Annotated in this window: 24 protein-coding genes, 2 tRNA genes and 1 pseudogene; 10 read left to right on the top strand and 17 right to left on the bottom strand. The window is 74.5% G+C overall.

Annotated elements, in window-relative coordinates:
* Positions 1–3: 3 nt before the first annotated feature.
* Positions 4–774: a type I methionyl aminopeptidase gene (map, locus tag ACI78V_RS20050; protein WP_456853937.1), complete on the bottom strand. Its 771-nt coding sequence runs from the start codon at positions 772–774 to the stop codon at positions 4–6.
* 138 nt (positions 775–912) lie between these two features.
* Here map and ACI78V_RS20045 point away from each other — a divergent pair, with 138 nt between their 5' ends.
* Complete coding sequence (locus ACI78V_RS20045; RefSeq protein ID WP_456853935.1) at positions 913–1,422, top strand: VOC family protein; 510 nt, start codon at positions 913–915, stop codon at positions 1,420–1,422.
* 56 nt (positions 1,423–1,478) lie between these two features.
* On the opposite strand, the gene ACI78V_RS20040 is transcribed toward ACI78V_RS20045, so the two are convergent.
* The 4 genes from ACI78V_RS20040 to ACI78V_RS20025 all read right to left on the bottom strand — a co-directional run bounded on the left by ACI78V_RS20040 (position 1,479) and on the right by ACI78V_RS20025 (position 3,508).
* Positions 1,479–1,766 (bottom strand): GNAT family N-acetyltransferase, encoded by a 288-nt coding sequence (locus ACI78V_RS20040; protein ID WP_456853933.1) that lies wholly within the window; start codon positions 1,764–1,766, stop codon positions 1,479–1,481.
* Positions 1,767–1,807: 41 nt separating this feature from the next.
* The gene (locus tag ACI78V_RS20035; protein ID WP_456853931.1) at positions 1,808–2,005 is read right to left on the bottom strand and encodes a ferredoxin; all 198 of its coding nucleotides are present in this window, start codon (positions 2,003–2,005) and stop codon (positions 1,808–1,810) included.
* The gene (locus ACI78V_RS20030; RefSeq protein ID WP_456853929.1) at positions 2,005–3,294 is read right to left on the bottom strand and encodes a cytochrome P450; all 1,290 of its coding nucleotides are present in this window, start codon (positions 3,292–3,294) and stop codon (positions 2,005–2,007) included. The genes ACI78V_RS20035 and ACI78V_RS20030 overlap by 1 nt, the downstream gene beginning before the upstream one ends.
* 140 nt (positions 3,295–3,434) lie before the next feature.
* A tRNA-Met gene (locus ACI78V_RS20025) sits at positions 3,435–3,508 on the bottom strand.
* A 101-nt stretch (positions 3,509–3,609) separates the two neighbouring features.
* Here ACI78V_RS20025 and ACI78V_RS20020 point away from each other — a divergent pair.
* Complete coding sequence (locus tag ACI78V_RS20020; protein ID WP_456853928.1) at positions 3,610–4,035, top strand: hypothetical protein; 426 nt, start codon at positions 3,610–3,612, stop codon at positions 4,033–4,035.
* A 3-nt stretch (positions 4,036–4,038) separates the two neighbouring features.
* On the opposite strand, the gene ACI78V_RS20015 is transcribed toward ACI78V_RS20020, so the two are convergent.
* The 3 genes from ACI78V_RS20015 to ACI78V_RS20005 form a co-directional block, all read right to left on the bottom strand.
* Positions 4,039–4,524: a response regulator gene (locus ACI78V_RS20015; RefSeq protein WP_456853926.1), complete on the bottom strand. Its 486-nt coding sequence runs from the start codon at positions 4,522–4,524 to the stop codon at positions 4,039–4,041.
* 441 nt (positions 4,525–4,965) lie between these two features.
* Positions 4,966–5,592, bottom strand: a complete 627-nt coding sequence (locus ACI78V_RS20010) for a response regulator (protein ID WP_456853924.1) — start codon at positions 5,590–5,592, stop codon at positions 4,966–4,968.
* Positions 5,589–6,716 carry a sensor histidine kinase gene (locus tag ACI78V_RS20005; protein ID WP_456853922.1) on the bottom strand — a complete coding sequence of 376 codons (1,128 nt, stop codon included), beginning with the start codon at positions 6,714–6,716 and terminating at the stop codon, positions 5,589–5,591. The genes ACI78V_RS20010 and ACI78V_RS20005 overlap by 4 nt, the downstream gene beginning before the upstream one ends.
* A gap of 86 nt (positions 6,717–6,802) precedes the next feature.
* Between ACI78V_RS20005 and ACI78V_RS20000 the strand changes: the two genes are divergently transcribed.
* The 3 genes from ACI78V_RS20000 to ACI78V_RS19990 all read left to right on the top strand — a co-directional run bounded on the left by ACI78V_RS20000 (position 6,803) and on the right by ACI78V_RS19990 (position 8,758).
* Positions 6,803–6,931 (top strand): hypothetical protein, encoded by a 129-nt coding sequence (locus ACI78V_RS20000; protein WP_456853920.1) that lies wholly within the window; start codon positions 6,803–6,805, stop codon positions 6,929–6,931.
* A gap of 26 nt (positions 6,932–6,957) precedes the next feature.
* Positions 6,958–7,641, top strand: a complete 684-nt coding sequence (locus ACI78V_RS19995) for a hypothetical protein (protein WP_456853918.1) — start codon at positions 6,958–6,960, stop codon at positions 7,639–7,641.
* Between the two features lie 259 nt (positions 7,642–7,900).
* Positions 7,901–8,758: an alpha/beta fold hydrolase gene (locus ACI78V_RS19990; protein ID WP_456853917.1), complete on the top strand. Its 858-nt coding sequence runs from the start codon at positions 7,901–7,903 to the stop codon at positions 8,756–8,758.
* Positions 8,759–9,184: 426 nt separating this feature from the next.
* Here the strand turns inward: ACI78V_RS19990 and ACI78V_RS19985 are convergent.
* The 5 genes and pseudogenes from ACI78V_RS19985 to ACI78V_RS19965 all read right to left on the bottom strand — a co-directional run.
* Positions 9,185–9,409 (bottom strand): annotated as a pseudogene (locus tag ACI78V_RS19985) (CPBP family glutamic-type intramembrane protease); the annotation flags it as partial.
* Positions 9,410–9,641: 232 nt separating this feature from the next.
* The gene (locus ACI78V_RS19980) at positions 9,642–10,652 is read right to left on the bottom strand and encodes a hypothetical protein (RefSeq protein ID WP_456853915.1); all 1,011 of its coding nucleotides are present in this window, start codon (positions 10,650–10,652) and stop codon (positions 9,642–9,644) included.
* Between the two features lie 68 nt (positions 10,653–10,720).
* A complete protein-coding gene (locus ACI78V_RS19975) occupies positions 10,721–11,146 on the bottom strand; it encodes a hypothetical protein (RefSeq protein ID WP_456853913.1) in 426 nt (141 codons plus the stop codon).
* 365 nt (positions 11,147–11,511) lie between these two features.
* Positions 11,512–12,222, bottom strand: coding sequence for a hypothetical protein (locus ACI78V_RS19970; RefSeq protein ID WP_456853911.1), 711 nt, complete (start codon positions 12,220–12,222; stop codon positions 11,512–11,514).
* A 5-nt stretch (positions 12,223–12,227) separates the two neighbouring features.
* On the bottom strand, positions 12,228–13,043 hold the full coding sequence (locus ACI78V_RS19965; RefSeq protein WP_456853909.1) for a DUF6544 family protein: 816 nt from the start codon (positions 13,041–13,043) through the stop codon (positions 12,228–12,230).
* Between the two features lie 248 nt (positions 13,044–13,291).
* On the opposite strand from ACI78V_RS19965, the gene ACI78V_RS19960 reads away from it, so the two are divergent.
* From ACI78V_RS19960 to ACI78V_RS19945, 4 genes are all read left to right on the top strand, one after another.
* The gene (locus ACI78V_RS19960) at positions 13,292–16,051 is read left to right on the top strand and encodes a LuxR C-terminal-related transcriptional regulator (RefSeq protein ID WP_456853907.1); all 2,760 of its coding nucleotides are present in this window, start codon (positions 13,292–13,294) and stop codon (positions 16,049–16,051) included.
* A 239-nt stretch (positions 16,052–16,290) separates the two neighbouring features.
* A complete protein-coding gene (locus ACI78V_RS19955; RefSeq protein WP_456853905.1) occupies positions 16,291–17,043 on the top strand; it encodes a DUF4389 domain-containing protein in 753 nt (250 codons plus the stop codon).
* A gap of 50 nt (positions 17,044–17,093) precedes the next feature.
* Positions 17,094–17,378, top strand: a complete 285-nt coding sequence (locus ACI78V_RS19950; RefSeq protein ID WP_456853904.1) for a hypothetical protein — start codon at positions 17,094–17,096, stop codon at positions 17,376–17,378.
* On the top strand, positions 17,375–18,139 hold the full coding sequence (locus tag ACI78V_RS19945; protein ID WP_456853902.1) for a DUF4386 domain-containing protein: 765 nt from the start codon (positions 17,375–17,377) through the stop codon (positions 18,137–18,139). Before ACI78V_RS19950 ends, ACI78V_RS19945 begins: the two co-directional genes overlap by 4 nt.
* Before the next feature lie 46 nt (positions 18,140–18,185).
* Here ACI78V_RS19945 and ACI78V_RS19940 read toward each other — a convergent pair whose 3' ends face one another.
* The 3 genes from ACI78V_RS19940 to ACI78V_RS19930 form a co-directional block, all read right to left on the bottom strand.
* Positions 18,186–18,407 (bottom strand): hypothetical protein, encoded by a 222-nt coding sequence (locus tag ACI78V_RS19940; protein WP_456853900.1) that lies wholly within the window; start codon positions 18,405–18,407, stop codon positions 18,186–18,188.
* 82 nt (positions 18,408–18,489) lie between these two features.
* On the bottom strand, positions 18,490–19,164 hold the full coding sequence (locus tag ACI78V_RS19935; protein WP_456853898.1) for a response regulator: 675 nt from the start codon (positions 19,162–19,164) through the stop codon (positions 18,490–18,492).
* The gene (locus ACI78V_RS19930) at positions 19,161–20,330 is read right to left on the bottom strand and encodes a sensor histidine kinase (RefSeq protein ID WP_456853896.1); all 1,170 of its coding nucleotides are present in this window, start codon (positions 20,328–20,330) and stop codon (positions 19,161–19,163) included. Before ACI78V_RS19930 ends, ACI78V_RS19935 begins: the two co-directional genes overlap by 4 nt.
* Positions 20,331–20,459: 129 nt before the next feature.
* Here ACI78V_RS19930 and ACI78V_RS19925 point away from each other — a divergent pair, with 129 nt between their 5' ends.
* On the top strand, positions 20,460–21,011 hold the full coding sequence (locus tag ACI78V_RS19925) for a hypothetical protein (RefSeq protein WP_456853894.1): 552 nt from the start codon (positions 20,460–20,462) through the stop codon (positions 21,009–21,011).
* A gap of 121 nt (positions 21,012–21,132) precedes the next feature.
* Here ACI78V_RS19925 and ACI78V_RS19920 read toward each other — a convergent pair.
* Positions 21,133–21,209: transfer RNA gene (locus ACI78V_RS19920), tRNA-Met, on the bottom strand.
* Between the last annotated feature and the right edge of the window lie 97 nt (positions 21,210–21,306).

Here is a 21,306-nt window from a genome sequence, read left to right as displayed (position 1 = left end):
GCGTCAGCGCGGCGCGGTGAGGATGCGGGGGCCGTCGTCGGTGACCGCGACCGTGTGCTCCACGTGCGCGGCCCGGCTGCCGTCGCTGCTGCGCAGCGTCCAGCCGTCGGCGTCCACCCGGTAGTCGTCCCGGCCGCCGGCCAGGAACCACGGCTCGATCGCGATGACCAGGCCGGGGCGCAGCCGCACCCCGCGGCCGGCCCGTCCCTCGTTGGGGACGTGCGGCGCCTCGTGCATGGTCCGGCCCACCCCGTGGCCGCCCTGGTCGGTGTTGATCCCGCACCCACCGGCCCGGCCGACGGCGCCGATGGCGGCCGAGACGTCCCCGACACGGTTCCCCGGCACCGCGGCGGCGATCCCGGCCTGCAGCGCCCGCTCCGCGGTGGCGACGAGGTGGAGGTCCTCCGGCCGGGGGACGCCGACCGGGAAGGTGGTCGCCGCGTCGCCGACCCAGCCGTCGAGGGTCGCCCCGGCGTCGACGCTGAGCAGGTCGCCGTCCTCCAGTTCCTGCGGCGTCGGGATCCCGTGCAGCGCGACGTCGTTCACCGACAGGCACACCACGCCCGGGAACGGTGGGGTGGTGGGCAGCGGGGCGTAGCCCAGGAACGGCGAGCCGGCGCCGGCGTCGGCCAGCACCTGGCGGGCCACCTCGTCGAGCTGGGTGAGCCGGACGCCGGGCGCCGTCGCGGCACGGACGGCGGCGAGCATGTCGGCGACGACCGCCCCCGCGGCGCGCATCGCGTCCAGCTCGCCCGGGGTCCGCAGTTCGATCATGCCGACATCCTCCCGCCCCGGTCAGCCGGGCGGCGGCCCGGGGGACCAGGCGGGTCCGTCCGTCGGCGGCGTCCGGGGAACGAGATCCACGTCCCGGCGGTTGTGCCCAGCGCAGCCCGTCCCGAGGAGGATGCCCCCGTGAGCAGCACCGACAGCGCCATCGACCCCGCCGCCGCGGAGCAGGAGCGCGCCCGCATCCGCGCCGCCCACCTGCACCCGGCCGGTGAGCGGCCCGCCTCCACCGCCCGCGGGCTGCACCACACCGCGCTGATCAGCAGCGACGTCGAGCGCACCGTCCGCTTCTACCAGGACGTCCTCGGCTTCCCGCTGACCGAGCTGATCGAGAACCGCGACTACCCCGGGTCCTCGCACTTCTTCTTCGACATCGGCAACGGCAACCTCATCGCGTTCTTCGACTTCCCCGGACTCGACGTCGGCCCCTACGCCGAGGTCCTGGGCGGCCTGCACCACATGGCGATCAGCGTCGACCCCGAGCGCTGGCAGGAGCTGGTGCAGCGGCTGTCCGATGCCGGCGTCCAGCACGAGGTGCACAGCGGCGTCTCGGTCTACTTCCGTGACCCCGACGGCGCCCGTATCGAGCTCATCGCCGACCCGCTCGGTGAGATGTACGGGTCCACGGTGCTCTGAGCCAGGACCGGCCCTCGCCCCCTGGGGGCGGGGTCCCGGACGCGGCGGCGTCGACGTCAGCGCGCGGCGTCGACGAGGTCGGCGTACTCCTGGTGCCGCTCGATCCAGCCCCGGATGAACGAGCAGCGCGGCACGGCCCGCAGCCCGCGCGCCCGGACGTCGTCCAGCGCCCCGCGGGCCAGCGTGCTGCCCACGCCCTCACCCTCCTGGTCCGGGTCGACCTCCGTGTGGGTGAACACGACCCGGTCCCCCTCGCGCTGGTAGGCGGCCAGACCGAGGACGCGGTCCCCGTGGCGGATCTCGTAGCGGTCGGCTCCCGGGACGTCCCGGACGGTCAGCTCCATGGTCGCGGCAACCGCCGCCGGCCCGGTGCTGTTCCGCCGGTTCAGACGGTGTCGGTCAGGGTCAGGGCCCGGGTCGGGCACTGGGCGACGGCCTCCCGGACGTCGGACTCCTCCTGCGGGCCCGGCTCGGGCCGCAGCACCGTGACCACGCCGTCGTCGCCGACCTCGAAGACGTCGGGGGCCAGCGCCTCACAGGCCCCGGAGCCCACGCAGCGCTCGAGGTCGGCCGTGACCCGCATCAGCCGATCCCCGTCAGCCGGGCCGGCAGCCGCTTGATCCCGTTCACGAAGGAGGAGCGCAGCCGGTCGGGCTCCCCGGTCACCTCCAGGTCGGGCAGCTGGTCGAACAGCGCGCGGAAGGTGACCGCCAGCTCCCGCCGGGCCAGGTGCGCGCCCAGGCAGAAGTGCGGTCCCTTGGAGCCGAAGCCGACGTGCGGGTTGGGGTCGCGGGCGAGGTCGAACACCTCGGGGTCGCGGAAGACCTGGGGGTCGCGGTTGGCCGAGGCGTAGAAGAGCAGGAACTTGTCACCGGCGGAGAACCGGTGCCCGTTCACCTCGCCGTCCCGGGTCGCCGTCCGGCGCATCCAGGTGACCGGGCTGGTCCAGCGCACGATCTCCTCGACGGCGGTGCGGTCCAGGCCGGGGTCGGCCATCCAGCGCGCCCGCTGCTCGGGGTGCTCGTGCAGTGCGAGGACGCCCTGCGAGATGGCGTTGCGGGTGGTCTCGTTCCCCGCGACCAGCAGCAGGATGAAGAACGAGGCGATCTCCTGGTGGGACAGCCGCTCGCCGTCCACCTCGGTGGTCACCAGCGCGGTGGTGAGGTCCTGGCGGGGGCGCTCCAGGCGCTCGGCGGCCAGCCGCTCCATGAGCCCGGCCAGCTCCATGCCGGCGAGCAGGAAGGCGTTGAGGGGGTCGTCCTGGTCCTCGATGAGGTCCGGGTCCCCGCCGGACAGGATGATGGTCGACTGCGCCAGCACGCTCGCGCGGTGCTCCTCGGGGATGCCCATCATGTCGCAGATGACCCGCAGCGGGATGGGCGCCGCGATGTCGGCGACGACGTCGATCGCGCCGCCGTTCGCCGCCGCCGTCCGCCGGGCCCGGGCCAGGACGTCGTCGACGACGGCGCGCACCGAGTCGAGCACCTGCTCGAGCATCCGCGGGGTGAAGGTCTTCGAGACGATCCGGCGGATCTTGGCGTGCCGGGGGTCGTCCATGCTGATGAGCGACCCGTAGAACTCGTTGAGGTCGGCCGGGATGTCCTGGATCGAGACCGCCCCCTGCCCGGAGCAGAAGACCGCCGGCTGGGAGCTGATCGCCTCCACGTCGGCGTACCGGGTGACCGCGTGGTAGCCCGGCCCGACGGGCAGCATCGGCATGACCGGCTCGGCGTAGAAGGCGAACGGCCGCTCGCGGCGGAGCGCGGCGAACGTCGCGTGTCGTATCGACGGCGGCCCCGCCCACCAGTCCCGGTCGGAGAGGTCGACGGCGTCCAGGTCGACGGGAACGGGGGTGACGGCCTCGACGGACACAGGGGCCCTCCTCGCGGACGGTCAGCGGTGACCGTCACGCTAGAGAGAACGCGGGGTGACACACAACACACCCGGCGCCGGGGCGACCGACGGGACGACAGAGGGCCCGGTCACCGTGGTGACCGGGCCCTCTGCAGGAGTAGCGGGGGCAGGATTCGAACCTGCGACCTCTGGGTTATGAGCCCAGCGAGCTACCGAGCTGCTCCACCCCGCGTCGCACCTCCACCATACACGCCCCGGGATCCACGCCCCGACCTCCGGGTCATCGTGTGCGCCTCACCCTCCGCTGCCGCCTGACGACTTACAGTCGCGGTCGTGGCGGCGGAGGTGGCGACCAGCAGCTTCCTCGGCGAGCCGCAACCGGTGGAGGTCTTCCACGCCGGCGCCTGGTTCCCCGGCGACCTCCTCGGCTGGCGGTTCGACGAGACCGGCACCTGCCGCGTCCGCGTGCGCTGCATCGTGGGCGGACTGCGCCACACCGCCTGGACCGACCTCACGCACCTGCGGCTCCCCACCCCCGCCGCTGCACCGGCTCCGTCGCCGGCGACCGATCCCGCGCCCGCCGCCGTGCCGGCGCCCCGGACCGGCCCGGACCCCGCCGGGACCACCACCCGACCCACCGCGGACGGCGATACCGGCCGGCACCCGCTGCTCCCGGCGACCGCCCCTGGCCCGGCACCGGCCGCTGTCCCTGCGCCCCGTCGGTCCGGGCTCGTCGAGTGGCTGACCGCCGCCGGCTGACCGTCAGCGGAACTGCTCCGGGCACGCGTCGACGTGCGGCGACGACCCCCCGGCTGCGGACCGCGCCGCCGGCGGGTCCGCGGACTCCTCGAACAGCGCCCCGGTCATCCGGTGCCACGCCGTCCCGCCTGCGGCCACGACCCTGACGTGGCCGGGGAGCTCGGCGGGGTCGTCGTCCTTGAGCAGGTACCCGGCCACACCGATGGCCCTGGCCTCGCAGGCGCTGCCGTGGGTGAGGCCGCCGGTCAGGACGACGACACGCACCCAGGGGTGGGCGGCCAGGACGGCGCGGGCGGCGGTCAGCCCGTCGACCCGGGGCATCTGCAGGTCCATCAGGACCACGTCCGGTCGCGTCCGGCCGACGGCGGCGACCACCTCGTCGCCGTCGGCGCACTGGCCCACCACCTGGATGTCCGGGGTCTCCGCGAACAGGTCGGTGAGGGCGTCGCGGATGAGGCGGTGGTCGTCGACGATGAGGACCGTCGGCATGGAGCGCTCCCCCTGGTGCACGTCCCCCCGCGCTGTCGGTTCAACGTCGGGGAGCGGACTCCCAGAGCGTGACGGGTCGCCGGCGGGTCGGGCAGCCCTCCTGGTGGGGCGCCCGGTCCCCAATCGGCGGGGTGCCGCAGGGCCTCCGCCCTCGCGACCCGGCAGCAAGACGACGGGTGGTCGTGGAACGCGCGGTGAGCAGCCCGCCGGCCGAGCAACCGCTCGGTCCTGCCGTCGGCCGTGACCCGGCGAGGGCGACCTCGGGTTCGCGCCTGGTCACTGAGCTGCGCGGCGGGCACGGCTGGACGACCGACGGGCACCGCAGGACCGTCTGAGTTCGCGACCACACCCCCAGCGGGTCCGCACGGCAGCGCGACGGGGGACGACCCCGCCCGTGGGACCACCGCGGACGAGACCACCGGAGGACTGCGAGACGACCGGCTACGGCTGGGCGACCCCGTGCCGGTAGGCCCATCTCACTGCCTGGGCGCGGTCGCGCGCAGAGATCTTGGCGAAGATCCGGTTGATGTGCGTCTTGACCGTCGCCTCGGAGACGACCAGCCGGGTGGCGATCTCGGCGTTGGACAACCCGTCGGCGATGAGCGCCAGCACCTCGGTCTCCCGGTCGGTGAGCGGCGCCGGACGGTCTCCGGCGCTGAGGCCCTGCAGTACCCGGGCCTGCACGTGCGGGTCGAGCAGCGCCTGGCCGGCGTCGGCGGCGGCGACGGCGCGGGCGATCTCGGCCATCCCGGCGTCCTTCGTCAGGTAGCCGCGGGCGCCGGCGCGCAGGGCGGCGAGGACCGATTCGTCGTCGGCGTGCGTGGTCAGCACCACGACTTCGACACCGGGGTGGTCCCGGCGGATCCGGCGGGTGGCCTCGACACCGTCCATCACTGGCATCCGCAGGTCCATCAGCACGACGTCGGGCTGCCGATCGGCGACCTGGTCGACCGCTTGCGCGCCGTCCTCGGCGACGCCGACGAGCTCCAGGTCGTCGACCAGCTCGAGCAGCGCGGTCAGCCCCTCGCGCACCAGGCGCTGGTCGTCGACGACCAGGACGCGGATCACGCCGGGACCTCGAGCCGGACGCGGAACCCGTCGTCGACCGGTCCCGCGTGCAGCCGCCCGCCGAGCAGGGCAGCGCGCTCGGCCAGGCCGGAGAGGCCGCGCCCGCCGCCGGTCTCGTGCAGCGCGGCCCGCTCCCGGCCGCCGCCGTCGTGGACCTCGACCACCGCGCCGTCGGGCCGCCAGTCCAGCTGGACGTGCACCGGAGCGCCGGCCGCGTGCTTGCGGGCGTTGGTCAGCGCCTCCTGCACGGTGCGGTAGACGGCCAGCGACGCCTCGGGGGCCAGCGGTACCGGTCCGCCGCGGACGTCGAGGGTGCACCGCGTCCCGGTGGCCGCCTCGTGCTGCGCGAGCAGCTCCGGCAGCGCGTCGGGACCGGGCACGACGTCTCCCCGCAGCGTGGAGACCGCCTGCCGGGCCTCGACCAGCCCGCCGCGCGCCAGCTCGTGCGCGCGGGCCAGGCCGGCGGCCAGGGGGTCGGCGGCGCGCTCGGCCCGGACGGCGAGGGCTTCCAGCTGGAGGACCAGCGCGGACAGCGTGTGCGCGAGGACGTCGTGCATCTCCCGGGAGATCCGGGTTCGCTCGGCGAGCGCGGCGGAGGCCTTCTCCGCCTCGCGGCTGCGTCGGAGCTGCACGACGAGCTGGTCGGCCCGCGCGCGCTGCTCCTGCTCGCTGCGCAGCAGCAGGCCGAACAGGAAGAACAGCGCCGCGCCGCCGGTCACCACGGTGATGAACACCGCCGCGTTCGGCGCCTCGAGCGCGAGCACGACGTCGAACAGGAGCACGCTCACCGCGGCGACGGCCACGGCCGTGCGCCGCGGCAGCCGCAGCGGTGCGTAGGCGACGCCGAGGTAGAGCCCGATGCCGCCGGTGCCGGTGGGGTCGCCGTGGCGGGCGGCGGCCGAGGCCACGGCCATGACCAGCAGCAGCGCTGCGGTGATCCCGACCGGCGCGTCGAACCACAACAGGAAGACCAGGGCTGCCGCGGCGTAGACCGCCACCGCCAGCGTGACGACCAGCGCGTCACCGGAGGTCCCCAGCCCGACCCTGCTGCCGGCGTTGGCGACCACCACCAGCACGACGACGGCGAGCCCGACCGGCAAGACCCACCGCGGCTGCCCGTGCACGGGCGACAGTCTCCACCCACGGGTGGACGCCGAAGACCCACCCGCGCGCCGACGATCCGACGGCGCGCCGGCGGCACCGTTCCCGCATGCTCACCGCAGCGCAGGGCCTCGGCCTCACCGCCCTCCGGGGGCTCGGTGCCCGCCTGCCCACCACCGCTGCGGTGGCCGCGCTCGCCGTCGGCAACACCGTGCTGCTCGCCGTCTGGAACCAGTGAGACACCCCACCCGGAGGAGATCCGCCGTGCCCACCACCGTCCCCACCCTCGTCGCCGTGCGTTCCCCGAACGCTCCCGCGGTTGCGGCCGCTGCCTACGTGCTGTCCTGGATCGCCGGTCTGCTGCTGGCGCCGGTCGCGCCGGGGCGCGACGCGCCTCCCGCGGAGATCGCCGGCTTCTACGCCGAGCACGGACCGGCCGTGGTGTCCTCCGCGCTGCTCGTGCACGGAACCGCCGGCCTCGCCCTCGCCGGACTCGCGGTGGGGCTCCCCCGGGTCACCGGCGTCCGCGGCGGGCTGCGCCGGGCCGTGGTCGGGACCGGCTCGGCCGCGGCGGCGTTGTCCCTCCTGCAGTTCGTCCTCGCCGTCGCCGCGGTCGTCGGCGAGCACGCCGCCACGACCAGCCGCGCGCTGCTGCTCGGCATCGACTCCGTCGACGTCCTGAAGATCGCCCTGCTCGCGGCCTTCGCCGCGGTCGCGACCACCGCGGCCGCGCGGGCCGGCGCCGCGCCCCGCTGGCTGCAGATCACCGCAGCCGTCCTGGTCCTCCTGCTGCTGGTGGGCAGCGCGGCGCTGGTCGGCGTCGACGCCCTGATGCCGGTGCTCGAGGTCTCCCTGCTGCTCCTGCTCGCCTGGGCGGCCGCGGTCGGCTACCTCGTCGCCCGCTCCGCCCACTCGCACACCCGGCCCCAGCCGGCTCCCACCGCCTGACCTCCGACGGCCGCACACGAGGAGGACCCATGAGCACCGCCGTCCGCCGTCAGCAGCCCCGAGTTCGCCGCGATCGACGCCCAGACGGCCACCCCCTCCCCGGCCTCTACACCTCGGAGGTCGTCCACAGCGCAGCGCGGGAGCACGACCGATGAGGGCCGAGCCGGCACCGTCCCAGGGAGCAGGGCCGGCCGTACCCGCCGGACCGGGCAGCTCTCACCACGCAGTGCGTCGCTGCGTCGACGCCGGTGGTCACCTGGTGGCGGTCACCGTCCGCGGCACCCGTCCCACCCCAGCCACGGCGGCCGTGGTCCTCGTCGCCGGCGCCGGGGACTGCCAGGCCTCCTGGACACCGGTCGCCGACCGGCTGGCGCAGCACACCCGCGTGATCAGCTACGACCGTGCCGGCCTGGGCGGCAGCCGACCCGGTCCGGCTCCGACCGTGCAGGGCTACCTCGACGAGTTGCAGGCCGTGCTCGACGCCTGCCTGCCCGAAGGCCGCTACGTGCTGGCCGGGCACTCCCTCGGCGGTCTCGTCACACGCCTGCACGCGCAACAGCACCCCGACCGGCTGGCCGGCCTCGTGCAGGTCGACGCCACCCCGGAGCAGATCGCGGACGACCGGTCGGTGCGGATCGGCTTCGCCGTCTCCGGCGGGCTCGCCCATCTGCTGCAGGGCCTCGCGCCGATCGGGGTGGTGCGGGCACTCCTGCGCCTGCGGGCGTTTCCCCTCTACCCGGAGCAACGTGCGTTCGAGACCCGGCTCAGCGCCGAGCAGCGCCGCGAGTGGGTCGCCGCGGTCACCCGCAGCTTCGGGCTCCGGGGCGCGGCCGCAGCCGAGCTGCGCTCGGTGCTGTCCTGCGCCCGCGAGGCGCGGCGGCGCACCACCGGTGTGGTCCAACCGCAGTTCGGCGACCTGCCGCTGGTCGTGCTCACCAGCCGTGCGTGGGGCGGGAAGTGGGTGGCGATGCAGCGTGAACTGGCCACCCGCTCCCGCCGCGGGACCCACCTCGTCTTCGACGACCGCTGGCACAACATCCACATGGCCCATTCCGACGCGATCGCCGACGCGGTGACCGCCGTCCTCCCGACCCAGAGCGCCCCGGCCGGCCGCTGATCCTCCGCGGGTCACCACGCCAGGTCCTCGCTGTAGGCCGCGTGACCGTGCTGTCGCGGGCGCTGACCCGAGTGGAGGTCGTCGCCGCCTGCGCCGGCCGCCTGACCGACCGGCGCCCGGTGCGCGGCCACCGCAGGACGGTCGTGCCGGTGCCGCTGGACGCCAGCGGCTGCGCCTCAGAGGATCACGCGGTGGAGCGGCCTGCGGTGTCGGATGTCGGCTCGTCCGGCCTTCGCGGCGCCGCGGCCGGGGGTGTGGCGGCCTCCTGCGTGCGAGCAGGTCGCGCAGCAGCAGGAGCCCGATCAGGGTCACCCCGGCTCCCATCGCGGTCGGCAGCACGTCGGGGCCCAGCGGAGACGTGGTGGCGATGTCGAACCAGGTGTGGGACACCGCGACGACGAGCAGGCTGCCGCGGCCGGTCCGGGACAGCCACGCGAAGATCCACGACGCGACCCAGATGCTCGCGGCGAACCCGACGAACCCGATGGCGGGCATCTCCCGGTAGCTGGGTGTGATCCCGAACAGAGGAAGGTACCAGCCAGCCCAGACGATGGCCACGACGTCGGCCACGGTCACCGGCGGGTAGCGGCGCTCCAGGTGCGGCTGCAGGAACCCGCGCCAGCCGATCTCCTCCCCGAAGCCGGAGAACACCAGGTCCGCGGCCCAGAACACGCCCACCGGCAGCACGGCGAACTCCTCCGACTGCCCCAAGGCCGACCAGTCCAGGTCCGCCGGGGACTCTCCGCCCACCCACGCCGCGACGCTGCCGCAGACCAGCAGCAGCGCCGGCGGCAGGCCGTCCGAACGCCACGCGCTCGTCGCCGGCCATCCTCACCCGACCGGACGCCGCTGCGGCAAGGAGTGACTCCACACCGGTCCGGCGTCACACGCCGGCTGAGCCCCGCCAGGGACGACCCCGCAGCATCGCTGCGCCGGCGGCGGTGCCGGCCACGAGCCACGGGTGGGCGCTGGCCCACAGGGCGGCGCGCAGGGTGCGGCGCAGCAGGTCGGCCTGCCGCGCGGAGGGGGGCGGTGTGTGCGCGGGTGTCCAGTCGAAGGTCCGCAGCCGGCCGAGGAAGCCCTGCCAGACGCAGCCCTCGAGGCTGTGCACGTAGACCTGGTCGGTGAACTGCCGGGCCAGGCGCAGGTCGCGCGCGAACTCCGCCCAGGTCTGGGTGGGCATCTGCGGATGTCCGGGGATGTCGGGGCCACCGCCGGTGGTGCCGACCGCGATGGCGGTTGCCTCGGGTCCGTAGCTCCACAGCAGCCCGGGTCCGATCCGGCGCATGAACGAGGTGTACTGCATGTACACCTCGCGGTCGGTGCGCACGTCGACCAGGCCGAGCACGCGCTGCAGCAGGGTGGAGCCAGCCCGGCGCTCGTCGGCGATCGGCGGGAACTGGTAGTTCTCCACCGACCAGCCGTCGGCGTGGATGCGCTCGACCAGGGCGGCGTAGTCGGCCCGCGCGCGGGCCGGCCGAGTGGTGTCCGTCAGCCGCGGAGCGAGCACGCGGACCAGCCCCCAGGGATCGCGGCTCAGCTGCCGGTAGACGGCGACGTCGGGTTCGATGTCGAGTCCGACGGCGTCCCAGACGAGACCGTGCTCCTTCGTCCAGTCGGTGAACCGGGCGTAGCTGGCCCGAGCCTCGGGCACGTTGTCCGGCGTGAAGTAGTAGCCCTGGTCGGCCGGGAGCAGCGGCACCCCGACGACCGGGATCCCGGCGTCGTTGAGCCTCCCCACGACGCCGGCGCGCTGGGGGTGGTAGTCCGACAGCATGAGCACGACGCGGGCCCGCAGGGCCTGCAGATCGGCCAGCACTGCGGGGTCGTCGAACAGGGCCGTGAGTCGGGTGACGTCCAGCTCACAGGCGAACGTCAGGGTGGGCGGCTGCATGCGCTGGCTCCCTGCGGTCGGTGGGGCGGTCCGACGGCGTGGCCGCCGTGGGCGTCGGCTGTTCTCCGCTACCCCAGCAGTGACTCCAGGGTCGTGGCGGCGAGCAGACGTGCCCACCAGGGCCGTCGGGTCCGCGGCACGACGGCCGGTGGGTGAGCGCGCCGCCGACGCCAGCCGCGCTCGGCCGGGCGCACGGCCATCACCCCGCCCTTCATGCTGACCCACCCGCCGGGGCCCATCGTGACCCGGGCCTTCGCCGCGCTGGGCCGGGCGGCGAGGCGGCGGGCGATCAGCACGCCACCGGCCATGACCTCCGCGGTGGTGATCACGCGGGTCCAGTCCACGGCCGGGTGCCAGCGCACCCGGCCGTCGCGGACGACGAAAGCGCCCATCGGGCGGCTGCCGGACATCTCGGCGTCGAACCGGGATCGCTTCGCGACGGCGCCGTCGCCTCGCGTTGCGGTGTGCGTGCGGACCGCGGTTGCGGTGATCACGCTCGCGCCGTCCCGCTCGTAGGGCGGCGCAAACGCGACCGCCTCCCGGGATCGCTGCTCGTCGGTGGCGTCGGCAGGGTGAGCTGCTTGCACGGTGTACCTCCAGCGTCGTCCGGCGGGATCCGCCGGTCAGCGTCACACGCCGGTCGGGACGGTGCCCGTCCACGTGGGGTCACGGACCGACCTCCGTGGCGGCGTTCTCCATCCGGCGGCGGCGGGCCTCGGTCACGTCGACCTCGAGCAGGCCGTGCATCGACACGATCCGCCGGCCGGCCCGGACCGCCGCGGTGACCGCCGGCGGCTGGACGGGAAGGGCAGCACCTCCACGGCACGGGAACGGCCGGAGCCGGTTCCCGTGCCGGCCATCACGTGGACCTGTCGGACGGCTGGCGCGAGATCATGTGCCCGGCCTCCTCCGACCTGCCCTGGGCCCACGAGCCGGCGGCAGCGGCCCGCCGCTCGGCGCGCTGCCGGATGCCGTGCAGCATCCGCCGGGCCATCACCAGCGTCACCGGCTCTCCCACCCGGGTGGCGAGGCGCAGGCCGGCCTGCGGCTGCACCTCGGTGCGCGAGCGGGCCAGCAGCCGGCAACGCCCCTCACCGGCCGGGACGACGTGGAAGGACCACACGCCGTTCCACGGGTGCTCCGGCGGCGCCTGGCGCAGCACCAGCGCCCGCGGCGGGTCCACCCGCGCCACCCGGAAGGCGTAGCCGGCGGGCATCGGGCCGTAGCCCTGGGGGACGACCACGACGCGGTCGCCGACGGCCAGGTGCTGCCACTCCTCGTGGATCTCGTCGGTGCTGTGGATGTGCAGGCCGATGACGTTCTCCAGCCAGTCGTAGCTGTACATCCCGCCGCGGTCCTGCCCCATCTGCACCAGCCAGGGCCACACCTGCCCGGGAGGAGCGGCGACGGTCACCGCCAGCGTCGTGCTCTCGGCCGGATCAGGCACGAACTCGTCGCCGGGCAGCACCGCGGCCACCTCGTCGGCGGTGGCGCCCCAGTGACGGCGGGCGTGAAGGGCCTGCAGGCCGAGAGCCGCCACGCCGGCGGCGAGGAGGAGCGGACGCAGCATGCGGGTCACCTTCCGGGGGGCACGTCGAGGTCCAGGCTCCGCAGGGTCATCTCGGCGTAGCGGTACTCCCCTCCGGGCAGGTGCCACACCGCCGCCCCGCCGGTCATCCGCGGCCGGCCGTCGACGACCGTCCAGCCCGCCACCGGGGTGCTCCACGGCGCCCGCACCGGCCCGCCGGGCAGGTCGGCCCAGCGGTCCTCGCTGCGGAAGTCCCGCGGCCGGCCCGCCTCGTCGAGGAACACCTCCGCGCTCACCGTGCGGCCGGCGTCGGTCACCGACACCCGGAAGCCGTCGTCCCCGGCGGCCTCCCACGCGGTGCGCGGGTGCAGCAGCATGCCCGGCGCCAGCAGCACCGCGTCGTTGAGCCAGGTGGTCAGCTCGCCGACGTCGAACTCCGGCCCGGACCCGTCGGCGACGGTCACCAACCCCAGCGCCCTGCCCAGCATCCGGCCCACGCCCGCCCGGTAGGTGTCCCAGCCCCACATCGGCACCACCCGGGCGACCAGCAGCCGCATCCGGAACAACCGGGTCACCTCGACGCCCGAGTTGTACTGCCAGGCGTCCAGCGGCAGCCACGGCTGGTCCGGCCCACGGCGGAACCGGCCGGTGAAGTGCGCCCGCAGCGACCAGCCACGCGGCCGGCCGACCACGCCCATCGCCCGCAGGTACCGCGCCACCACCGGCGGCAGCGCGACCAGGTCGGCCTCGGTCACCTGGTCGGCGGTCGCCGACCCGCCCGGCAACCCCGCGCCGGCCACCCCTCGGAGGAAGGCCCACGGCGGGCGGACGGCGGTGGCCGTTTCAGGCGTCAACGTCGACATGCTCCCTCGTCTGACCTGCACAGACTGGTGCCCGGTCGCACCCGACTGTCGCGGAGTACCCGGGCAGCGGCAAGGACCCCGCTCCTCCGGCGGCAGGGGGTCCGGTCCGGGTGGCGCGTTCGGCGGCCCCGAGTCCATCGACACCCACCAGCCGCGCTGACACGATGAGCCGGGAGCCCACGGTTGTGTCGCTGGCTGTGCGCGCCGGGTCGACGGCAGGTGCATGCCGGCCGCTCAGGGAGATGGTCATGGTGGGCCCACTGCTCCAGACGAAGCTCCGGGTGCCCCGGCGGCGACGCGGCCTGGTCGCGCGTCCCAGGCTGCACGAGCGCCTGAGCCGCGGGACGGAGGCCGCGCTCACGCTGGTCTCCGCCCCGGCCGGGTTCGGGAAGACCACGGTGCTGACGGAGTGGCTGGCCTCCGTCGCCGAGGAAGGGCGGTCGGTGGCGTGGCTGTCGCTCGACCAGCGGGACAACGATCCGGCGGTGTTCTGGACGTACCTGGTCGCCGCGCTGCGGACCGCGGCGCCGGAGGTGGGCGCGGCCGCGCTGGCCCTCCTGCAGTCGCGCCAGTCGTCGACGGAGGCGGTCCTCGCGCCGCTGCTCAACGACCTCTCCGCCCTCCCGGACGACCTCGTACTGGTGCTCGACGACTTCCACGTCATCGAGGCGCCCGACGTGCAGGTCGGGATGTCGTTCCTGGTGGAACACCTGCCCGCGCAGGTCCACCTGGTGATCGCCGGGCGCGCCGATCCGGCGCTGCCGCTGGCGCGGTTCCGGGCGCGCGGTGAACTCGCCGAGCTGCGCGCCGCCGATCTGCGCTTCACGGCGGACGAGGCCGCGGCCTACCTCACCGTCGCGATGGGACTGCCCCTCACGGCGGAGGACGTCGCGACCCTGGAGCAGCGGACCGAGGGCTGGATCGCCGCGCTGCAACTGGCCGCGCTGTCCCTGCGGGGCCGGGACGACGTTGCCGGCTTCATCGCCGGCTTCGCCGGAGACGACCGCTACATCGTCGACTACCTGGCCGAAGAAGTCCTGCAGCGCCAGCCCGAGCGGGTCCGCAGCTTCCTGCTGCAGACCTCGATCCTGAGCCGGCTGACCGGCCCCCTCTGCGATGCCGTCACCGGCCAGGACGGCGGCACGGCGATGCTGGAGGCACTCGACCGCGCCAACCTGTTCTTGGTACCGCTGGACGACCGGCGTCGGTGGTACCGCTACCACCACCTGTTCGCCGACGTCCTCCACGTGCGCCTGCAGGCCGAGCAACCCGACGCCGTCGGCGGCCTGCACCGGCGGGCCGGCGAGTGGTACGAGCGGAGCGGGGAGAGGGCCGAGGCGGTCCGCCACGCGCTGGCCGGCGGGGACGTCGCGCGCGCGGCGGACCTGGTGGAGCTGGCGCTGCCGGCGCTGCAGAAGGGTCGCCAGGAGGCCACCATGCGCCGCTGGCTGGAGGCGCTGCCGGACGAGGTGATCCGGGCCCGGCCGGTGCTCAGCGTCGGCTACGCCGCGGTGCTCATGGTCAGCGGCCAGGTCGGGCGCGTCGAGGAGCGCCTGCGGGACGCCGAACGGTGGCTGACCCCGACCCCAGACGGCGGCCACGACCCCCTGACGCCGGCCACGGAGATGGTGGTGGTGGACGACGCGGGGTTCCGCCGGCTGCCCAACGCGATCGCGATGTACCGGGCCGGGCAGGCCCTGCTGTCCGGCGACGTGGCCGGCACCGTGGCGCATGCCCGGCGGGCGCTCGACCTCGCCGACGCTGGGGACCACCTCGGCCGCGGCGGCCCAGCCGCCCTGCTCGGCCTCGCGTACTGGGCGAGCGGGGACTTGGACGCCGGGCACCGGTGGTACGCCGAGGGCGCGGCCAGCCTGGAGAGGGGCGGGCACCTGTCCGACGTGACGGGGTGCGCGATCGCGCTGGCCGACATCCGCCTCGCCCAGGGCCGGCTCGGCGAGGCGATGCACACGCTCGAGAGAGCGCTGCGGCTGGTGACCCCGGAGACCGGGCCCGTGCTGCGCGGCGCGGCGGACATGCACGTGGGCATCGCCGGAGTGCTCACCGAGCGCGGTGATCTCGAGGCCGCCCGGCGGCACCTGCTGACGAGCAGGGACCTGGGCGAGCACGCCGGTCTGCCGCAGAACCCGTACCGCTGGCGGGTCGTGATGGCCCGCCTCCGTGAGGCGGAGGGCGACGCCGACGGGGCGCTGGCCCTGCTCGACGAGGCGCAGCGCCGGTACGTCGGTGACTACTTCCCCGAGGTGCGGCCGGTCGCGGCACTGACCGCACGCGTCCTCACCCGCCACGGTCGGTGGGCCGACGCGCTCGCCTGGGCGCAGGAGCGAGGGCTGTCGGCCACCGACGAGGTGGACTACCTGCACGAGTTCGAGCACCTCACGCTGGCCCGAGCGCTCGTGGCCCGGTACGCCGCCGAGGGCGACGAACGGTCGGTCCCCGTGGTCGTGCAGCTGCTGGCGCGACTCCGACACGCGGCGGAGGAGGGCGGCAGGACGGGCAGCCTGCTCGACGTGCTGGTGGTGCAGGCGCTCGCCGAGCAGGCGCGCGGCGACGTAGCCGCTGCGCTCGCGGCGCTGCGACGCGCGCTGGCGCTGGCCGAACCGCAGGGCCACCTCCGGATCTTCACCGACGAGGGACCACGCCTGGGCGTCCTGCTGCGAACGGTCGCAGCCGACAGCGCCGCTGGTTACGCCCGTCGTCTCCTGGCGGCCCTGGAGACGGGCAAGGACCGGACGGCGGTCCCGGTGGGCCTGGTGGACCCGCTGAGCGCCCGCGAGCTGGACGTGCTGCGGCTGCTCGGCAGCGACCTCGACGGCCCGGACATCGCCCGCCAGCTGTTCGTGTCGGTCAACACCGTCCGGACCCACACCAAGAACATCTACGCCAAGCTCGGCGTGACCAACCGCCGCGCGGCCGTCCGCCGGGGCGAGGAACTCGACCTGATGTCGCGGCACGACCGCTCCCCCGCGCCCGCCGGCTCCGACCGGTAGGACACCGGCGGCCGTCCGGCTCGCTGCCGGGCAGGCAGGCTCCCGCCTGCTCACCGCGTTCCGCTCGGTCCCGGATCACCATCCGGATCACCAGACATGGTGATCCGCTCTCCCCACCCCCCTTCCTACGTTCTCCGCACCGGCACACGCCGGACCGCCGGCCGTGACGACCGGGGTGCCCCGCGGCGACCGACCGCGCACGCCACGGGGGGACAGCACACGCCGTGTGAGGAGGAGATGTGACGGAGAACCGAACGCCGTACCCGGTCCGCGTCGATGCGTCGGAGGACGGGCCGTCCCGAGGACTGTGGCTGGTGAAGTGGCTGCTGCTCATCCCGCACTTCGTCGTGTTGGTGTTCCTGTGGCTGGCCTTCTACGTGGTCGGCGTGATCGCGTTCTTCGCCATCCTGTTCACCGCGCGCTATCCGCGGGCGCTGTTCGACTTCAACGTCGGCGTGCTCCGGTGGAGCTGGCGGGTGCACTACTACGGGTACTGGGCGCTGGGCACCGACCGCTACCCGCCGTTCACCCTCGCCGACGTGCCGGACTACCCCGCACACCTCGACGTCGTCCATCCCGAGCGGCTCTCCCGCGGGCTGGTGCTGGTGAAGTGGTGGCTGCTGGCCATCCCCCACTACCTGATCGTGTCGGTCTTCGTCGGCGGCGGGATCTGGCTGGCCACCCAGACCGGTGACGGCGACAGCACCTGGGAGGCGAGCGTCAGCCTGCTGTCCCTGCTGGTGTGCATCGCCGCGATCGTGCTGCTGTTCACCGGCCGCTACCCCGAGCCGCTGTACGACTTCATCCTGGGCGTGGACCGCTGGGTGCTGCGGGTGGCCGCGTACACCGCGCTGATGACCGACCGCTACCCGCCGTTCCGGCTCGACCAGGGCGGAACCGACCCCGGGTCGGTGCCCGCAACACCCGAGCCGCCCGCCCCCGTCGGCGGGCCGGCGACCGCACCTCCGGCCCCGGCCGCGCCGGCGCGGTGAACACACACCGACCCTGCCCGTAGACCCCGGGGACCGGACAGGGGGACTCGATGACGAGTCGGACGACCGGCCGCTCCGCCGACTCCAGCCGCTACGAGATCCGCGTCGGGGGCCATCTCGACCCCCGCTGGGCTGCCTGGTTCGACGGGATGACCCTCACCGACGACGACGGAGACACCGTCCTCACCGGTACGGCGCTCGACCAGGCCGCACTGCACGGGGTGCTCCACAAGGTCCGCGACCTGGGCCTGCCCCTGCTCGCAGTCACTCGGCTCGACGAGCGCAACCGCACACCTCCCACCCACCCCGCCAGTCCCCGGAAGGACGCGCCATGACCACCACCGCGCGCACCCCCGCCACCACCCGACCGTCGCTCGATCCGATGCGCCGGACCTCCCTGGCCGCCGGGATCCTGTACCTCGTCACGTTCGTGTCGGTCCCCACCCTCATCGTGTTCCAGCCGGTGCGGAACGGCGCCGCCTTCGTCCTGGGCGCCGGCAGCGACACCGGCGTGCTGCTGGGCGCCTTCTCCGAGGTCGTCGTCGCCCTGGCCGGCATCGGCACCGCCGTGGTGCTGTTCCCGGTGGCGAAGCGGGTCAGCGAGACCGCCGCCCTCGGGTTCGTCACCTCCCACGTGGTGGAGGGCGCGCTCATCATCGTCGGCGTCGTCAGCGTCCTCTCTCTCATCACCCTGAGGAACGAGGTCGCCGGCACCGCAGACGCGGACCCGGCGTCGCTGGTCACCACCGGCCACACCCTGGCCGCGACCCACGGCTGGACGTTCCTGCTCAGCCAGAGCCTCGCGCCGGTCTTCAACGCGCTGTGCCTGGGCTACGTGCTGTACCGGTCCGGCCTCGTGCCGCGCATCCTGCCCACCATCGGGCTCGTCGGCGCCCCGCTGCTGCTGGCCGCCGACATCGCGATCTTCTTCGGCGTCGTCGACCGGACGGGCCCGATCGCTCTCGCCGCGCTCCCCATCGCGGTCTGGGAGTTCTCGCTCGGCGTCTACCTGACCGTCAAGGGTTTCAAGCCTGCAGCCGTCGCCGCTCTCCGCTCCGGCGCCGGTGACCGCGACCCCGAGCTGTCACCGGCCTGACCGGACACCGTCCCCGGACCCGGGCGCCACGCCTCGCGGGACGACCTCACCCTGGGCTGAGGTGGTCGTGGACCATGCGAATGGCGACGGCGCCCTCGCCGACGGCGGAGGCCACCCGCTTCACCGCCCCGTGCCGGACGTCGCCGAGGTCGCGCAGCGCCTCCTCCGGCGAGGTCGGGCAGCGGACGTCGTAGTCGGTTCCGTAGCGCTTGCGCAGGTCCTCCTCCACCGGCCGCACGGGGTCCGGGTCGTCCACTGCCATCAGCACGGGCCTGTCCATCGCTCCCCTTCCGGCGGTGCCCGCGCAGTGTGCCGCAGGCCGGTCCGGCCGTGAGGTCACCCGCGAGGGGTCACACCAGGCCGGCGTCGTGGACGCAGATCGCGATCTGGACCCGGTTGGTCAGCTCGAGCTTGACGAGGATGTGGGAGACGTGGGCCTTGACCGTGGCCAGGCTCATGTAGAGCTCGCCGGCGATCTCGGCGTTGGACCTGCCCTGCCCGACCGCGACGGCGACCTGCCGTTCCCGCTCGCTCAAGGCGCCCAACCGTGCCGTCGCGGCGCTCGACCGACCGGGGTCCGCGCCTGGGGCGGCATCGTCGACGACCCTGCGGATCAACTGGGCGGTGACGCTCGGCGACAGCATCGGCTCACCGGCGGCGACCTTCTCGATCGCCTCGATGATGGCCGGCGGGGACGTGTCCTTCAGCAGGAACCCGGTTGCGCCGTGGGCCAGTGCCCGGACGACGTACTCGTCGGCGTCGAAGGTGGTCAGCACGATGACCTTCGGCGGAGCGGCGCGCTCGGAGAGCCGCTGGGTGGCCACCAGGCCGTCCATCCGCGGCATGCGGATGTCCATCAGCACGACGTCCGGGCGCGCCCGGTCGACCAGCTCCAGGCCCTCAGCGCCGTCACCGGCCTCGCCGACGATCTCCAGCTGCGGCGCGCCGCCCAGCATCAGGCCGAGTCCGGCGCGGACCAGCGGGTCGTCGTCGACGATGACGACCCGGATGGGCCGGTCGCTCACCGGTCCCACGGCAGCCACGCTCGGATGAGGAACTGCCCGTCCGCGGTCGGGCCGTGCTGCAAGCGGCCGTGGCCGGCCGCCGCCCGCTCGGCCAGTCCGACCAGGCCGTAACCGCCACTGACGTCGGCCCGGTGCTGGTGCCCGACGGGCAGGGGGTTGCGGACGGCGAGGTCGAGGCCGGTCCCGGGTCCGCCGGTCAGCTCGACGGTCACGGCGGCGTGCGGTGCGTGCTTGCGGGCGTTGGTCAGGCCCTCCTGGACGATCCGGTAGGCGCTGCGGCCGGTCGACGCCGGCAGCGCGTCGAGGTCCGCGAGGTCGGAGCGGAGGGTGATGTGCGCGCCGGCGGCGCGCTCGTCGTCGAGCAACGCGCTCAGGTCGCCGAGCGTCGGCTGCGGCCGGTGGCCGGTCGCGTCGATCCCGCGCTCGGTGTCCCGCAGCAGGCCGAGGATCTCCCGCAGGTCGGCCAGGGCGCGCTGGGAGTTGGCCTGGATGACGCCCGCCGTCTCCCGGGTCTGCGCCGGCGTGAGGTCGGTGCGGAACGCCAGCGCCCCGGCGTGCAGGGTGACCAGCGAGAGCCGGTGCGCCAGCACGTCGTGCATCTCCCGGGCGATGCGCGTGCGCTCGTTGGCCCGGGCGGTGGCGACCTGCAGTACCTGTTCGCGTTCGGCGCGTTCGGCGCGGTCGCGGCGCGCGGCGGCGAGGTCGCGCCGTGCACCGACGTACATGCCGACGGCGACGACGACGGCGGTCGCGAGCGCGCCCCAGGCGAGGTTCCAGGTCTGACGTGGGTCGGGCTCCACGGCCAGGTAGACCTGGCTGGTCAGGACGGACAGCCCCGCGGTGGGCAGGATCTCCCGCCAGCGGCGGCGGGTGGCCAGTGAACCCTGGCAGACGATCCAGGCGCCGACCGCGCCGGCCGAGAGCGCGGTCGCGGCCACCGTCAGGGTGGTGACGAGCAACGGCCGCCGACGGCGGAACGGCACGACCAGCAGTGCAGCGACGGCGAGCGCCAGGTCGGTCCAGAACAGCGCCCGCGCCGAGTGCCACTGGGCACCGGCGGTCGTCAACCAGTTCAGCCCCCCGACGACCACCGCGAAGAGCAGGTAGGCCCAGGTCGCCCGCGTCGCGGTGGGCGCGCGGCGCGGGGGCCCGGCCGAAGTGGACACGAGCCGAGGCTAGGGCCGGGCAGCCCCCCGCCACATCAGACGGAAGTCGACGTGATCTCGTCTTCGGTCGAGCAGGCGCCGACCGAGGACCGATGTGGCAGCCCCGCGCCCGGCAGCACGCTTCAACGCATGACCTCCACCGACCCACTCACCCAGCGCTCCACGACCCGCGCCGCCGTCGGACCGGACCCCGTCACCGGACCCGGGGAGCTCGACCGACGCGCACGGTCCTCCCCGTCCCGCAGCGCCGTCGCGGAGCTGCCGCTGTACCGCCTCCACCTGATGCGGATCGGATACCTGGTGATGGGCCTCGGCCTCGTCGTGGTGAAGTGGCCGGTGGTCATCGGCTACGACCGCTCCACGCCGCTGTACGAGGGCGCCGTGGCCGTCCTGCTCACCGCGATGTCGCTCCTGGCGTTCCTGGGGCTGCGGTATCCGGTCCGGCTGCTGCCGATCCTGCTGTTCGAGACCCTGTGGAAGCTGGTCTGGCTGTCGGTCGTGGCCCTGCCGGCGCTGGTGGCCGGCGACGTGGACCAGGCCACGAGCGACATGATCTTCAGCTGCTCGCTGGTCGTCATCGTCGTGGCCGTCGTCCCGTGGCGATACGTCTGGGAGCACTACGCCACCGCGGAGGGCGATCGGTGGCGGGGAGCGCCGGAGGCTGCCGCGAGCCTGACCTGACCCACGTCGGCGCCGGAGGGACGTCACCGACGAGATCAGGCAACTGCGTGATCAGGCAACTGCGCAGATCCGGGCGCATACGACAGGGGCCCTCACAGTCACTGTGAGGGCCCCTGTCCTGTGGTAGCGGGGGCAGGATTCGAACCTGCGACCTCTGGGTTATGAGCCCAGCGAGCTACCGAGCTGCTCCACCCCGCGTCGGTAGGACCAGCGTACCCCGCCACCGGACATGCGCGCACGCGGCCCCCGGGTGGGCCCCGTCACACGGGCGGGGCGGGTCGTGGTGCCCGCCCGA

It is taken from the genome of Geodermatophilus sp. SYSU D00742 (assembly GCF_054049935.1).
This window is presented reverse-complemented; position numbering and strand designations above follow the sequence as displayed.